Here is a 14080-nt window from a genome sequence, read left to right on the forward strand (position 1 = left end):
TAATAAGTGTTTTATTGTATAGATACTTACAACTTAATAAGTGTTTTATTGTATAGATACTTACAACTTAATAAGTGTTTTATTGTATAGATACTCTAAATAGTTCAAGTTACAGCTAGGCGGCAAGTGAATGAGTCGCTAGGAGCATACAATAGTATGTGACTAGTGCGAATGAACGTAGCCAACAACGCTGTGGCTTGAAGTATGACGAGTATCGAATGGAGAACATAATGAAACCGACTGTCTTGCTCTACCAAGATCTTCCTGAAAAACTGTACAAAAAACTATCTGATTTTGCTGATATCAAACAATTTAAAACGCTCTCTTTAGAATCTGATGATTTTCGTTCCGCGCTCGCCAATGCTTCTGGACTACTAGGTGCTGGTGGTAATATCGATGAAAACTTTATTAACCTAGCACCTCATTTAAAAGCCGTTTCAACGGTTTCTGTTGGCTATGACAATGTTGATGTTAATGCACTCACTAAACGTAATATCAGACTAATGCATACTCCAACCGTATTAACAGACACCGTTGCAGATACCATGATGGCATTAGTCCTTGCCGTTGCAAGACGTATTCCTGAACTTGCTGATAATGTTAAACAAGGTTTATGGGTTAAAGGTATCACACCTGATTGGTACGGTACTGATGTTCATCATAAAACCATGGGTATTATTGGTATGGGTCGAATAGGAAAGGCTTTGGCACAACGAGCACACTTTGGTTTTAATATGAATATTCTTTATCACTCACGGACAGAATATACAGAAGTGAACGATAAATTTTCTGCAAAGCATTGCTCTTTAGAAGCCTTATTACAGCAATCTGATTTCGTATGTATCACGTTACCATTAACACCAGAAACGCATCATCTAATGGGGCAAAAACAATTTTCGATGATGAAACCTGATGCTTATTTAATTAACGCAGGGCGTGGAGCTGTGGTGGACGAATTGGCGCTTATCAATGCATTAGAACAAAAAGAGATCGCGGGCGCTGGACTGGATGTTTTTGAAAAAGAGCCTCTATCTTCATCTTCACCTTTATTAACGATGAAAAACGTCGTCGCTGTTCCACATATTGGCTCTGCAACAAAAGAGACTCGCTATGCGATGGCTGAATGTGCAGTAGATAATCTAATTGCAGCACTGAGTAATAATGTAAAAGAAAACTGCGTCAATTTCTAAAGTGGTAAATGGCGCTTTTTGAGGTACAAAAAAAGGTAATGAAAATCCATCATTACCTTTTTTATTAAGTATTCAAATAAGTTTAAGCGGGATCAACGTGCGCCATCACACTCAAGATCTGTTTATTTTGCAAAACCTTATTACGTGCATTTACAACAATCTCGTGGCTTTCACTGACCGTGAGATCACCTTTGATTTCAAGGTGTACATCTACGAGTAAATAATCACCTGAACGACGTGTCTTTAAATCATGAACGCCTTGCACGCCCGGTGTTGAAACCAGCATTTGTTTAATCTCTTCTAGCGTTTCTTCATCTGCCCCTCTGTCCATTAAATCTTGCAGAGCTTGATAAGTAAAACGCCATCCCATACGACCGACAAATAGTCCGACAATTAATGCTGCTAATGGGTCAAAAAATTTAAATCCAGCCAAACTTCCGATAATACCAATTGCAACAACTAATGAAGAAGCTGCGTCAGAACGCGCATGCCAAGCATTCGCGACTAACATATTTGAGTCCACTTTTTTTGCAACCGCAAGCATATAGCGAAATAATCCTTCTTTAGCCGCTAATGCAAGTAAAGCCACATATAAAGCAACACTATGAACTTCAGGAATAGTAGATGGATCTAAAATTTTATGAATGGCAGAAAATACCATTCCCAAACCAACAATTAATAAAATAGTTCCAAGAATAAGTGATGCCGCATTTTCATAGCGAAAATGCCCATAAGGGTGATCCGCATCAGGTTGTTTCTGACTACCTTTATTGGCAATTAAAACAACAAAGTCAGCAATAAGATCAGAAAGCGAGTGAATACCATCAGCAATTAAACCTTGAGAGTGTGAGAAAAAGCCCACTGTAATTTGCCAAATGGATAAAACGATATTGACAAAAACACTCACTAACGTACTTTTTTTGGCTGCCTTAAATTTTTCAGACTGATTATTATCAGCCCGAACCAACTCAATATCATCAATGTGATTATGTGTCATAATAATAATCTTATTTGGTTTTAAATAGCCTACTCTATTGCCATAGATAAATAGAGTTCCATAGGTTATTTCAGGTTCCATAACTCATTGGTGAGGATAAAGGACGACTCTGAATAACAATCCAGTTTAGGGACTAAGATTGCTGTCCAGACATCATATTGAGATGTCATTGCCTATTAATATGCCATATTTAAATCTTTCTGTCTCTTATTTTTATCAATAAAATCTTATAGATACAGAACAATAATATAATTGATAATCATTCTTTTATGCATTTTCTATTTTTAATGAGAAAAAAAGAAATTTATTTTTAATACAACATTATTAATGTGCTTTTCTGTCAACAAGTTAAGGTATATAACTTATTTTTCATTATATTGTTAATATTATTTCAGACTGTTTTTAATTTTTAATGCTTAATAATGTAAAGCAGTAAATAATCATTCTCACTCTTATTTAAAACACAGATCACAGCTATTTTTTACTATTAGGCGATAATGGTAAATATTTTAAACTAACGCTAAGTGAGGTTTGTAATGTATAAGAAAATCCTAGTTCCCATTGATATTTTAGAAGATGAACTTTCTCAGGAACTGATCGCTCACATTGAACAAATAGCAAAGGTGGGTAAACCTGAGATCCACTTCCTCACCGTTATTCCTAATGCTGAACTTTTCTTTGGTATCGAATTCGCTGCTATTCCTGAAAAATTCAAAGATTCGTCAGAACGTACTCGTCTTGCTTTTGTTGCGCTACAAGAAATGATTAAAGATGCAAAAATTCCTGATGAGCAGATTATATGTAATGTTGGCGTTGGTAACGCAAAAGATGAAATTTTAGAATATGCTCGCCATATTGATGCTGATTTGATTGCGATTGCGTCACATAGACCTAATGTTTCCTCTTATTTATTAGGCTCAACAGCGTCATCAATTGTACGCCATGCCAAAATGTCAGTTCTAGTTATTCGCTAATATTTAGTTTTAATAACGACAAAGCCCTTTGTCTCAATAACAAAGGGCTTTTTAGTACACTATGGCCTGTCCTAAATAAGGCTAGTCGTTATTTTTTAACTGAATCTTGAGTCGTCTCAGCAGCAGACCAAATACGATATTTCACATCAACATCTTTTGGTGTGTAAACAACAATTGGTAATTTGCTGTTATAACGGATGAAGGCATCTGATCCCATATTTGCCTGTACAAAGGCATCTTTTTTCGTATTGTCAGCACATCCCATCATTGTTGACATTGGGCCATTCAAATCGCCAACAACATAATAGCTATAACCCCAACCTTCTAAATTCTTTTCATCTAGATCCGCACCAAACCACTGATGGTTACAATCTACTTTAAGTTCTTTACCAATAATTAATTCAACTTGGTAATTGCTTTCATTATCTTTTTTCTCTAACTCGATAACATGACGAACTTGATTTTCTTGAGCCTTAGGATAAGGTGCAACTTTATCTAAACTGTCGGTAGCTTGTGCACACGCAGATAAAGACATTGCCGCTACTAAAGATAATATTACTTTGTTCATCACTCTCTCCATATTTACAGCGAACACTTCGCCGTTAACAAAATTAGTCAGATGTTTTTATTGCTCATTATCTGAATACTAATATTTTTAGTGCTTGAATGCTAACATCTTAGTAAATAGTACTATGAGTGGATAATTCTGAATGTTTTAAAAAGAAAAATCACGTTTTTTCATGAAATGTAAATTTGTGATGCTCTACCATGCAGATAGCCAATCTATGATTATACTGAAATAGAGACCCGATTTCTTTTCATAGGAGGTTATATGTTCTCAGATCAACAAGCCCTTGTTTCTCAATTAAGAAATAGTGATCCCCGCTTTGAAGCTCTCTACGATAAACATCATCGACTCGATCAAGAAATTGCAAAACTAGAAGGTCCTAACGGGGCTGGTTATAACGACGAAGTTGCCAAACTAAAAAAAGAAAAACTTTATCTTAAAGATGAAATGCAAAAAATACTTCAACGAAGTGAAAAATAAGGCTCTTTTTAAGCGATGATATAATGTCATCGCTTTTTATGATTAAAAACAAAGATACCTTCTCATAAAGATGCATAATTAATGTATCTTTTATTTTTTAGGGTACTCAATATGTCATCAATACATGGTCATGAAGTTTTGCAAATGATCCTTTCTTCAGAGACTGCATTTACTAAAACATCGCTAATTGATGCTATCCATAAACAATTCGGTAATGACTCACGTTTTCATACGTGCTCAGCTGAAAATATGACAGCGACTGAATTAGTTGATTTCTTAGAAAGGAAAGGTAAATTTATTCCAGCAGAGGGTGGATTTACAACGAGTGAAAAAAAGATTTGTCATCATTGATAGATATACAGTTTTAAAACCCGATTGCCAGCGATTTCCTTTTCTATGTCATTGGCTTTTTATATAAACAAGTAAAAAGCCAATTCATTCTGACAATCGTAATTACTTTATTTGCTAAATTTTTACTGCACTTTATTCATCGTCTGTTTGCAACCAACCATCATCTTCCCAAACACTTTGAATAAGTTCCATTATGTGTTCATGCTTAGTTTCATCTTTTATGCCTGTGACTTGAATCGAGTTCATGCTACTAAAGGCGATACGAAACTGCATATCTGGATATTCTGGAATGATCTTTTTTCTCAGTTCGTGTTCTAAGAGCGGAAATAATGAGTCGGTTATCTTAGATTGTTTATTAAATAAAATTTCCACACGCATTGGTTTCACCATTTAAAGGCAAATAAACTGTATATAAATACAGTATTATATTCTAAGAAAAAAGAAAAGTCTTTTTGACAAAATTTTTTATCATTACGCATTAAATAATATTTTAGCGTCTGTATCGGCTTGATGATAAGATGCATAATAAATGCAACATATTACTAAGAGAGAAAGGTATGTCAGGAAAAAGAATAAATCGTGAGAAAAAAACCATTCAAAAAATGGTTCGCCTTTATGCTCATTCACATCCTGAAGCTGACTCAGATTATTATCAACAATTAATCAATTATTCCTATAACCGATTAGATAAATGTCGTTATGGTGAAGATAAACCGGCGTGTAAACAATGTCCAATTCACTGTTATCAACCCGCCAAACGAGAAACGATGAAACAGATCATGCGCTGGGCAGGGCCTCGAATGTTAATTTATCATCCGATCTTAGCAATACGTCATCTTATTGATGATAAAAAGCCCGTTCCTCCTCTTCCCGAGAAAAAGCGAGCTATTCGTTCGACGGAAAAATAAAATCAGATTTATTCAATCGATATAAAACATGCTCCGCTAAAGGATGTGCTTTATCTAATGCGGGATGAAAGAAATTATCAGACTGGCGCATACCCAATTTTTGCATCACACCTTGAGATGGAAGATTTGAAACTGCGGTAAAAGCAACAACCTCTTCTAATCCCAGCGTTTCAAACGCACATTTAAATACAGCTAAAGCTGCTTCATAGGTATAGCCTTTTCGCCAAAATTTTTGTGCAATCCGCCAACCAATTTCTACGCAGGGATTAAATGGCAAAGACGCGGCTGGAATATTTAATCCAACAAAACCAATAAACTCTTGAGTCTCTTTTAATTCAACTGCCCACATTCCCCATCCGTTTTGTTTAATAAATTTTTCACGGATAGTCTCAACCATATTATCACTTTCTAATTGGGATAAAGTGCAAGGAAAATAGCGCATCACTTCAGGTGAAGAGTTGATTTCAGAAAAAAATGGCGCTTTATCACTCTCACGCCATTCTCTTAGGTGTAGTCTGGGAGTATCTAAATTCATCGTTATTCTCTATTTATATAAAATTAAGACAATAGCGATAAAATAGGATAAGCAACGAACAATGAAAAGAAAAATGGTACTTTATTTTTTATTTTCTTTTAGTTGATTTTCTACTGGAGCAACAACTTTATCTTTATTTGCATTAGAGCTTTCTTTTATTGAAACAACACGTTGTTGAGCAACTGATTTTGCTTGATGTTCAACTTGCTCTGATTGCCCAGTAAAAATACCACCACGCTTAATAGACATACTGCCACAACGGCTAGTACCACGTAACTCACCGTGTTCTAAAATATCTAAATTATTTGCAGCACAGATGCCTTTTACAAAACCATCAATAATAATATCAGGTGCTGTTAATTCACCTTCAACTTGCCCCGCATGCATAACACGAATAACGCCATCTTTGACATTAATATTGCCGGCTACTTTACCCCAAATTTGGATATCGCCTTCAACATTAATATCGCCTTGGAATACCGTTCCTTTTGCAATAATCGTGTATAGTTTTTGCTCTGGCATCGGTTTTTTCTCTTCTGTTATTACTGGTGCAACAGGCTCTGCTGCTTTTGGTGTTTCAGTTTTACGACTAAACATAGCGGCTTTTTTTAACCTCAACGTCATAGAATAAATAATAATGCTAAAAATTAGGATTAAAATAATCAAAAACTCGCCTGCCATTTGATAACGCCAAAAGGCAATTAAGGCGAGAGTCCAAATTATCCATATCCCGCTGAATATCATATTTCGCAGTGTTCGCTTATTCTCCATAATTAGCTATATCCTTACCTCCCTGACAATAAATACACTTATGCATTCATCATTCTAATAAATAGATGGCAAGCATAATGCCAGTAATAAGCCTATTATTACCTTTTAGTTTTTTGATTTGTTCCTTGAGCGAAATACGATTTAATTAAATTAAGAGGTAGAATCACTATTTTAATAATTTACGCTTAATGTGAATAAATAGTGATGATTATCAGTCTTTTTAGATAAATATTTTTCATTGAAAATTAACATCTTATACCTAAATCCACATCTTTATAAAATTTCATTCAAAAAAATTCAGCATCTGGAATTTAATCCATCCGAGTTTTAATAAAAAAATACGAGGCCTTCATCACGGTAATAATAAAAATGAAAGGTAAAAAAATAAAACAAACAGATAGATGATATATCTTTTGTGTACTATTTTTTTGATTTTATGATTTATAACATTATTTCATAATATAGAAAAATAATGTTATCATAACTAAGGTTAATGTAACCCAAGTTACTAACTTTCTTTTTCAATTTTAATCTTCTTTATATTTATATTTTACACTTAATTCTTTTAATATTTACATAACAATTAATTTTCATATTTATCACGAATTGGTATTTATAATAAATTTTGCATTTTAAATACATTTATTGTTTTTTTACACTGTAAAGAAAGAAGTAAAAGCAACCAATTGTAATATATGGGTTTTACTCACCTCATCATAAAGCGTAAATTATTAATTACATTAATACTCATACTATTACTGAACATATCACAGAAAAAACTTATTCGTATTCAATTTCTTTTTGCAATTTATAAGGAATGTCTTTAAATTAACAAATAGACTTATCTTAAATTTGCAAAACAAAGTGTAATGCCTAATATCTAAAAAAAAACCACATCAAATTAAAGAAAATAGTCTCTTTTTTATTTTTAATAACACTCAATAATAAAGAAGTGTTTTTATAAATATTCTGATATTTACTTTTATAAAAATACAGTGATACTTATATAATAATTTTGGGCGAAACATGAATACAATACAGTGTGACAAAACCGAGCGATCTAATTGTGCAATTCAAAAAAGATCTTATTTTTATCCACAATATCAAATACTAGAAAATGAACAAAAAGCGATCTTTCTTATCCGAAAGAATGCACTTACATTACAAAATTGTACTGACACAGTGATAACTAATGAAAACCAAGTTCTTTTTCTACAACAAGGTAGCTATACCATAAAAACACAAGGTGCAGAGCCTACCGATGTTATTTATATTCCCCTTTCTGATGACTTCTTAAGAGATTTCATGTCTAAGTACAATGATATCTTGTGTCAAATAGAAAGGGATGAAGAATTTTCCAGTGCCTTTATTTGTTTTCAAAACTCGCCTCTTATTCAATTTTGTAGTAATGGCTTTGAGTATCTTACTGTTCAATCTTGCCCTGAAACCTTTACACAATTACGTATTGAAGAGCTTTTAATTCTATTACTTTCAACTGAACAAGGTTCTGACTTAATGGCGTTATTACGCCAACTTAGCCATCGTCAAGTTGATCGCTTAAAGATTTTTATGGAAAAAAATCATTTAAAAAATTGGAAGCTCAAACAATTTGCTCGTGAATTTGGAATGGGATTAACTACGTTTAAAGAGCTTTTCAATCATGTTTATGGCACTTCACCAAGAACATGGATCTGTGAAAGACGAATTATTTACGCGCATCAACTGCTACTCACTACTGAAATGAGTATCGTTGACATTTCAATGGAGTCTGGCTTTTCAAGTCAATCTTACTTTACACAAAGCTACCACCGTCGTTTTAATATGACACCAAGTAAAGCGAGAAATATCAGATCAAAATTATAAAAAATCCGACCGAATATCATAATATCTAAAAGCCATTCATAGTTAGAATACTTGAAATTTGTTCTTATGAGTGAGTTGTATATCGTGATAAAAGAAAATATATATAGCACCAAAGCCCATTATTATGACCATTTAACCTTACTAAAAAAAATAATGGCACCCAACAATGAAAAAACTGTAGATGACTTGTTTGATCTACAGTTTTCTTTCCGTTCTAATGAAAGTATTACTACTGCATGTGATGTTAATGAACAACAAATAAAAATACTGTCTCGGGTTTTATGCCGTGAAAGCTTAGACAGTTTATTACAATCCACCTGGTTTTTACGAAAAAAATACTGCTTTGTTGTGATATCTAAAGAAGAAATACGTGATGTTATTGGTTTCGCACATTCGTTTCATACAGAACAGTCACATTCCACAATAACACCCGCAGATTGGGATAAATCATTAAAAGCAACGGTCAATATCAATGAGCATATGCGCTTAATTCAAGCCGTAATAAAGCCACTTTTTATTTGGTGGGCTCAACATATTACTCCTCAGCTTTTCACGCTTTATGACACAAAAAGAGAGCTTGAGCTTCAAATTAAGCAGTGTGAAAATATTAAGTCATTTGAAGGAAAACAACTATCAAATAAAAGTGATTCTTTTTTATCTTTAGATGATATCAATATTAAACTTAATGCGGATAAAGTCAGACTAATTGTTATTGATGATTTATTACAGAAAGATATCCAATTACTTCTCGATAATTGGAAAAATGAACCTATCTTTAATGTTGAAATTAGTAATACTTTAGATTACATCCAAAAAATAACACCAAATTCTGAATTAATAAAACCATTATGGAAGATTTTAAATAGCATTCCAGAACATCCTGAAAACTGTCAAAAATTAAAAGATTGGCTGCTAGAAAGAGAGCTTTGCTTGAAGAACGATGAATTTTTATGGCGATAATAAAATTTCAGCTCTTCTCTAAATAAAAAGAGAAGAGCTGATGTTAACTTTTAATTATTCTATTTAATATCTAAGATCTCAATTGTCACAATAGACATAGATTCTGGTGGTACTTGTCCTGGCACACCATTTTTTCCATAACCGCCACCGGGTTTTATATAAATTTTGGCTTTACCATTGATACCAGCTTTTGCAATAAAGGTATTCAGTGGTAACGGCAATTGTCGGTAAGGTAAAATAAGTGGCTTAGCTTTATCATAATTAAGAGTTACAGTACCATCAGTCAACTCTTCATGCATTGTAAATACAACCGTTTTACCTGCAATTGAAGGCTCAGGTTTACCCTGCTTTAATATTTTAAAGTAGGTATTATCGTCATATTGTACGTAATTCTGTTTTTGGATCTCAGCTAAAATAGATTTATTGCGCTGGGCATTATCTTTTCCAATAATCGAATAAGCATAAGCAAGTTGCCCTGCGATCATTTGCCCTTCACCAGCCATTTTCTCCAGCTGCTCTTTTAGCGTTTTATTTTCTTTTAAGATATTACTAGTGTCTGTATTAACTTTCGCTAATTCAGCATCTTTTGCTTTAATTTGCTCATTTAATTTAGCAATAGATTCTGTTTGTTGTTGCTTTAACGTGCTAACTTGCTGTGCATTTTCTGTATTTTGTTTTTCTAATTGTACTTTTGCTTCAGCTAATTGAGCACTCAATTTATCCGTTGTATTTTGCTTTTCAGTGAGTTGTTTTTCTAACAATGCTAACGTTTTCTCACTTTCTTTTTTGCTCGTGGTGACTTGAGCTAATGCGATATTATTTTCTTTAAATTGTGTATCTAATGTTTGATATTTATTCGATAGCTCACTTTGCGCTTTCTCTAACTTAGCTATCAGATTATTTTTATCAGCAATTAAATTATCAACGGCTTTTTCACCAGCTGATAAACTCTTCTTCAAGTCAGCTAGTTCCGTGACCTTGTTATCTAACTGTGCTTTTAATTCTGGGATCGCTTTTAATTTTTCATCTACTTGCTCTTTTTGCTGTTGAACAGCTAAAAGCGATTTATTAAGTTGAGATTGTTCCTGATTACTTTTTTCAACTTGTGTTTTCAGTTGTGCTATTTCTTTGCGCTGATCCTCAACAAGTTTGCTATTAGCATCTTGCTGCTTTTCTGCTTCCGCAACTTTTAATGCAAGCTCTTTAGATAAATCTTCACGTTCTGATGTGATCTTCAATAATGTGCTTTGTAATTTATCTATCTCTTTTTTCGCAGAGTCATCTTTTAGCAATAGTTGAGCCTGTGCAAATTGAGCCTGCACATCTTCTTTATCTTTCTTTATTGCTGCTAATTGAGTTTGTACATCTGAAAGTTGTTTAGTTAATTTTTCTTGCTCAGTCGTTATTGTTGATAACGAATTTTCTAATGTTGCTATCTCTTTATTTTTAGCAGTTTCTAATTTAGCTAACTCTTGCTCTTTTTGCTTACTGTTACCACTTAGTAATTGCTGAGATTCGATATACTGAGCCTGTATAACTTCTTTTTCTTGTTCAATTTTCGCAAGTAGTGTCTGTTTTTCATTCAATTGACTAATTAACTTCTCTTGCTCTACTTTTATGCTCTCAAGTGAACTTTGTAATTTATCAATCTCTTTTTTAGCACTATCATCTTTTAATAGAGCCTGAGCCTGTTGATACTGAGACTGTAATTGCTCTTTTTCTTGCTCAAGCTGAGTATATTTCGCCTCTAAGGTTTTAAGTATTCCCGCTTGTTTCTCAAAATCTTGTTGCTGTTTTGCTAACTCTGTATTTTTTACTGTTGTTGCCTGTAATACATTCTCTTTTTCGGCTAGTTGCTTAACTAACAAGTCACGTTCTTTTTTTATTGTTTCTAAATCATTTTGTAGCTTAGCAACAGCCTGTTTTAACGTGTCATCAGTAAGTAAGGTATTCGCCGTAGCTAATTTTTCTTCTGTTTCAGCCAGCGTTAATTCGAGTTGTTTAATTTGGCTATTTGCATTTTGAAGTTTTTCTAAATGCTCTTTTGTTATAGCTGCCTGCTCTGTGTATTTTTGATACAGAGTTTGGTATTTACTTCTCGTATCTGCTAAACGATTTAATAGCTCTTTATTAAAAAGAGGTTGTTTATGATCAAGTACAGAGCGATTGAACTGATATGCAAAGTGGAAAGGGATCGCCGTAACAGAATAAAACGTTCCTGGGATAATATCTAACAAGAAATTGTCATTACGTTGAGGCTTTGCATAACTCTCTTTTGAATACAGAGCTAATGGGTTATAAACCGTTGCATTATTTCTGTAGCTATAACGATTAAGATCCTCTGGTGTAAATTGCGGTTTAATCGGAATAAATGAAAGCAATGGGGTTAAATAGCGGGTGTAGTCGCTCTTTAATTTCGAATAATCAGCAGGTAACACAGGGCAATTTTCTGCCAGCGTGATATCAGGAGTCTTAACAGGTTCGACTGCCTGATTATCTGTTTTAGCTGGCGTAGAAGGTTTAACCCGTTGCTCTGGTTTTGTTTGTTGAGTCGCTGTGGTGCGGTTTACTCCACGAGTAGCCTGACCGGTTCTCGTTGACGATGAAATTGTAGCAGATGTTTTAGGCTCAATTTTAATTGGCTCTTGCGTTTCAAAATAACGGTCAAAATCTTCAATAACAGAATTAAACTCATTATTGGCAAACGATAGTGTTGGAAACAGCATAAAAGCGAGACAAACACTCTGCTTTAATTTCATAGTAATTATTCACCTAATTTTTTTAATGTCGAATTAACTGACATAATCGACAAATAGCGAACTTTTGCACATAAAACTTCTGTTTTTGATTCAATACTCATTTTTAATAAATCTAAACTATCTTTACTTGCTGTACCTTGAACACTACGGTACATCGCATTGATTTCGCTAATTTCTTTAAATGAGCTCATCATAGATTGATAATCAGATGGAGAAAAAGTTTTCAAAGAATCAAGTTGTTTGATACAAGCACTTTGCGGTGCTAGTCCCAATTTTCTTGCATCTACACCACTATCAGCAGGCTCTGCAGCTGGTGTCATAGAAAGCGGTTGTGCAACAGCTACTGGTTGAGTAGTTGCTACAGGCTGTGTGATTTGTGCTGGCGCTGGCGCTGGCGTTTCAATTGGACGAGTGTGATCAGTCCACGCACACCCTGATAGGGCGAGGACGCTGGTTGCCATAAATACAGCAAGGACATTCTTTTTATTTTGTAATAAGGACATCATTTTTCCTTAATTCCGATCAGACTTAAATAAGAGCATATGAGTTGTCGCATTTTAAGCCATTTTATTATAATTTTCTATTACCTACTGCATACTAAATAAATAGGCTAACACCCTTGGTTGCAATGAGTGTTCCTATCATTTCATTTATTTTTTCTTAAAATACTACTTACATCACACTAAATACATCAAATCTTGAATATCGGATTTATTTAGTAAAAATGTTGTCATATAAACTGATCGTTTTTTATATTGATGAAATAATACCAGATAATAATAAAAATAATAATACTAATTTTATCATTTATTTACGTAATTTACGTGTAAAAAATACTCTTATATTTTGTTGCTGTTTTTTAATACCGAGATAAAATCAAAAAATGAATATCTAATATAGGCTTTGATATTCATTTTATCCTTCAAAATAGGAGAACTAAGATGAGTCATTTTAAAATTGGTATCGTTGTCGGTAGTTTAAGAAAAGATTCGTTTAATAAACAAACAGCACATGCCTTAATTAAGCTATTTCCTCAAGAATTTACCTGTCAGTTTATCGATATTAGTACTCTTCCTCTCTATAACCAAGACGATGACAGTCATACCCCCTCTTCTGTTGTAGATTTCAAACAACAAATAAAAGCGTGTCAAGGCATCATCTTTATCACCCCAGAATATAATCGTTCAATACCTGGGGCACTTAAAAATGCTATTGACCAAGCTTCTCGCCCTTATGGAACGAATGCTTGGGATAAAATTCCAGCAGGTATTATTGGGGTTTCAACGGGTAATATTAGTACAGCAATAGCTCAACAACATTTACGTAATTCGTTAGCCTTCTTGAATATGCCGACCCTAAATCAACCAGAATGTTATCTAAAATGGTATGACGGAATGGTTGAGAATGGACAGTTTTCAGAGAAAACAGCAACTTTTATGCAAAACTGGGTTGATGCCTACGTTGCTTTTGTTAAGCAAAATAACCAATAATCAAACAAACTAAAAAGAGCTTCATGTAAAAAACATAAGCTCTTTTTCTTTTTTATCATCAAGGTTAATGTAATTTATTTGGTTATAATATCTCTACTAAAAAATAAAAGTTTTGGTATTTCATAGGTAAAAAGTAACACTATTCTTGTTCACTTCCTATTAAACAACAAAAGACAAAAATAGATTATCTTTAAAAGATATGTTTTTTATTATCACTATTAAGAATTGTTTATT

Annotated in this window: 15 protein-coding genes; 8 read left to right on the forward strand and 7 right to left on the reverse strand. The window is 33.4% G+C overall.

The genetic code is table 11. From position 1 onward, the window contains the following. The first annotated feature begins 230 nt into the window (after positions 1 to 230). Positions 231 to 1190, forward strand: a complete 960-nt coding sequence (ghrB, locus tag ABN236_RS15675; RefSeq protein WP_349474374.1) for a glyoxylate/hydroxypyruvate reductase GhrB — start codon at positions 231 to 233, stop codon at positions 1188 to 1190. A gap of 82 nt (positions 1191 to 1272) precedes the next feature. On the opposite strand, the gene ABN236_RS15680 is transcribed toward ghrB, so the two are convergent. Then, positions 1273 to 2187, reverse strand: a complete 915-nt coding sequence (locus ABN236_RS15680; protein WP_349474375.1) for a cation diffusion facilitator family transporter — start codon at positions 2185 to 2187, stop codon at positions 1273 to 1275. A gap of 536 nt (positions 2188 to 2723) precedes the next feature. On the opposite strand from ABN236_RS15680, the gene ABN236_RS15685 reads away from it, so the two are divergent. Further along, the gene (locus ABN236_RS15685) at positions 2724 to 3161 is read left to right on the forward strand and encodes a universal stress protein (RefSeq protein ID WP_023581562.1); all 438 of its coding nucleotides are present in this window, start codon (positions 2724 to 2726) and stop codon (positions 3159 to 3161) included. Positions 3162 to 3249: 88 nt separating this feature from the next. Here ABN236_RS15685 and eco read toward each other — a convergent pair whose 3' ends face one another. After that, a complete protein-coding gene (gene eco, locus ABN236_RS15690; RefSeq protein ID WP_193775149.1) occupies positions 3250 to 3729 on the reverse strand; it encodes a serine protease inhibitor ecotin in 480 nt (159 codons plus the stop codon). 264 nt (positions 3730 to 3993) lie between these two features. Between eco and ABN236_RS15695 the strand changes: the two genes are divergently transcribed. Together ABN236_RS15695 and ABN236_RS15700 are read left to right on the forward strand one after the other, a co-directional pair. Beyond that, the gene (locus tag ABN236_RS15695) at positions 3994 to 4209 is read left to right on the forward strand and encodes a DUF465 domain-containing protein (protein ID WP_349474376.1); all 216 of its coding nucleotides are present in this window, start codon (positions 3994 to 3996) and stop codon (positions 4207 to 4209) included. Between the two features lie 111 nt (positions 4210 to 4320). Continuing rightward, positions 4321 to 4560, forward strand: a complete 240-nt coding sequence (locus ABN236_RS15700) for a YecH family metal-binding protein (protein WP_349474377.1) — start codon at positions 4321 to 4323, stop codon at positions 4558 to 4560. Positions 4561 to 4692: 132 nt separating this feature from the next. Here ABN236_RS15700 and ABN236_RS15705 read toward each other — a convergent pair whose 3' ends face one another. Then, positions 4693 to 4938 carry a DinI-like family protein gene (locus ABN236_RS15705; RefSeq protein ID WP_036934877.1) on the reverse strand — a complete coding sequence of 82 codons (246 nt, stop codon included), beginning with the start codon at positions 4936 to 4938 and terminating at the stop codon, positions 4693 to 4695. Between the two features lie 179 nt (positions 4939 to 5117). Here ABN236_RS15705 and ABN236_RS15710 point away from each other — a divergent pair, with 179 nt between their 5' ends. Continuing rightward, entirely contained in the window at positions 5118 to 5468 is a 351-nt protein-coding gene (locus ABN236_RS15710; protein ID WP_194950913.1) for a nitrous oxide-stimulated promoter family protein, read from the forward strand. Here ABN236_RS15710 and ABN236_RS15715 read toward each other — a convergent pair. Next, entirely contained in the window at positions 5446 to 6003 is a 558-nt protein-coding gene (locus ABN236_RS15715; RefSeq protein ID WP_088494976.1) for a GNAT family N-acetyltransferase, read from the reverse strand. The two genes, ABN236_RS15710 and ABN236_RS15715, sit on opposite strands and share 23 nt — an antisense overlap. Positions 6004 to 6084: 81 nt before the next feature. Beyond that, entirely contained in the window at positions 6085 to 6600 is a 516-nt protein-coding gene (locus ABN236_RS15720) for a bactofilin family protein (protein WP_226892275.1), read from the reverse strand. A gap of 1200 nt (positions 6601 to 7800) precedes the next feature. Here ABN236_RS15720 and ABN236_RS15725 point away from each other — a divergent pair. Next, positions 7801 to 8637, forward strand: coding sequence for a helix-turn-helix transcriptional regulator (locus ABN236_RS15725; protein ID WP_311755614.1), 837 nt, complete (start codon positions 7801 to 7803; stop codon positions 8635 to 8637). Between the two features lie 84 nt (positions 8638 to 8721). After that, on the forward strand, positions 8722 to 9597 hold the full coding sequence (locus tag ABN236_RS15730; protein WP_349474378.1) for a T3SS regulon anti-activator ExsD domain-containing protein: 876 nt from the start codon (positions 8722 to 8724) through the stop codon (positions 9595 to 9597). Between the two features lie 59 nt (positions 9598 to 9656). Here ABN236_RS15730 and ABN236_RS15735 read toward each other — a convergent pair whose 3' ends face one another. Both ABN236_RS15735 and ABN236_RS15740 read right to left on the reverse strand, forming a co-directional pair. Beyond that, positions 9657 to 12356, reverse strand: coding sequence for a sugar transporter (locus ABN236_RS15735; protein WP_349474379.1), 2700 nt, complete (start codon positions 12354 to 12356; stop codon positions 9657 to 9659). A gap of 5 nt (positions 12357 to 12361) precedes the next feature. Beyond that, positions 12362 to 12859, reverse strand: coding sequence for a YuaE family lipoprotein (locus ABN236_RS15740; RefSeq protein WP_349474380.1), 498 nt, complete (start codon positions 12857 to 12859; stop codon positions 12362 to 12364). Between the two features lie 438 nt (positions 12860 to 13297). Between ABN236_RS15740 and ABN236_RS15745 the strand changes: the two genes are divergently transcribed. Next, the gene (locus ABN236_RS15745; RefSeq protein ID WP_311755617.1) at positions 13298 to 13846 is read left to right on the forward strand and encodes an NADPH-dependent FMN reductase; all 549 of its coding nucleotides are present in this window, start codon (positions 13298 to 13300) and stop codon (positions 13844 to 13846) included. Positions 13847 to 14080 lie beyond the last annotated feature (234 nt).

The organism is Proteus sp. fly-1013 (assembly GCF_040140245.1).
Classification (GTDB): Bacteria; Pseudomonadota; Gammaproteobacteria; order Enterobacterales; family Enterobacteriaceae; genus Proteus; species Proteus mirabilis_B.

Coding starts and splice junctions, on each gene's coding strand:
- ABN236_RS15720 (WP_226892275.1), bottom strand. CDS start 6,600: ATGTTTAGTCGTAAAACTGAAACACCAAAAGCAGCAGAGCCTGTTGCA.
- ABN236_RS15715 (WP_088494976.1), bottom strand. CDS start 6,003: ATGAATTTAGATACTCCCAGACTACACCTAAGAGAATGGCGTGAGAGT.
- ABN236_RS15695 (WP_349474376.1), top strand. CDS start 3,994: ATGTTCTCAGATCAACAAGCCCTTGTTTCTCAATTAAGAAATAGTGAT.
- ABN236_RS15745 (WP_311755617.1), top strand. CDS start 13,298: ATGAGTCATTTTAAAATTGGTATCGTTGTCGGTAGTTTAAGAAAAGAT.
- ABN236_RS15735 (WP_349474379.1), bottom strand. CDS start 12,356: ATGAAATTAAAGCAGAGTGTTTGTCTCGCTTTTATGCTGTTTCCAACA.
- ghrB (WP_349474374.1), top strand. CDS start 231: ATGAAACCGACTGTCTTGCTCTACCAAGATCTTCCTGAAAAACTGTAC.
- ABN236_RS15700 (WP_349474377.1), top strand. CDS start 4,321: ATGTCATCAATACATGGTCATGAAGTTTTGCAAATGATCCTTTCTTCA.
- ABN236_RS15685 (WP_023581562.1), top strand. CDS start 2,724: ATGTATAAGAAAATCCTAGTTCCCATTGATATTTTAGAAGATGAACTT.
- ABN236_RS15710 (WP_194950913.1), top strand. CDS start 5,118: ATGTCAGGAAAAAGAATAAATCGTGAGAAAAAAACCATTCAAAAAATG.
- ABN236_RS15725 (WP_311755614.1), top strand. CDS start 7,801: ATGAATACAATACAGTGTGACAAAACCGAGCGATCTAATTGTGCAATT.
- ABN236_RS15740 (WP_349474380.1), bottom strand. CDS start 12,859: ATGTCCTTATTACAAAATAAAAAGAATGTCCTTGCTGTATTTATGGCA.
- ABN236_RS15705 (WP_036934877.1), bottom strand. CDS start 4,938: ATGCGTGTGGAAATTTTATTTAATAAACAATCTAAGATAACCGACTCA.
- eco (WP_193775149.1), bottom strand. CDS start 3,729: ATGAACAAAGTAATATTATCTTTAGTAGCGGCAATGTCTTTATCTGCG.
- ABN236_RS15680 (WP_349474375.1), bottom strand. CDS start 2,187: ATGACACATAATCACATTGATGATATTGAGTTGGTTCGGGCTGATAAT.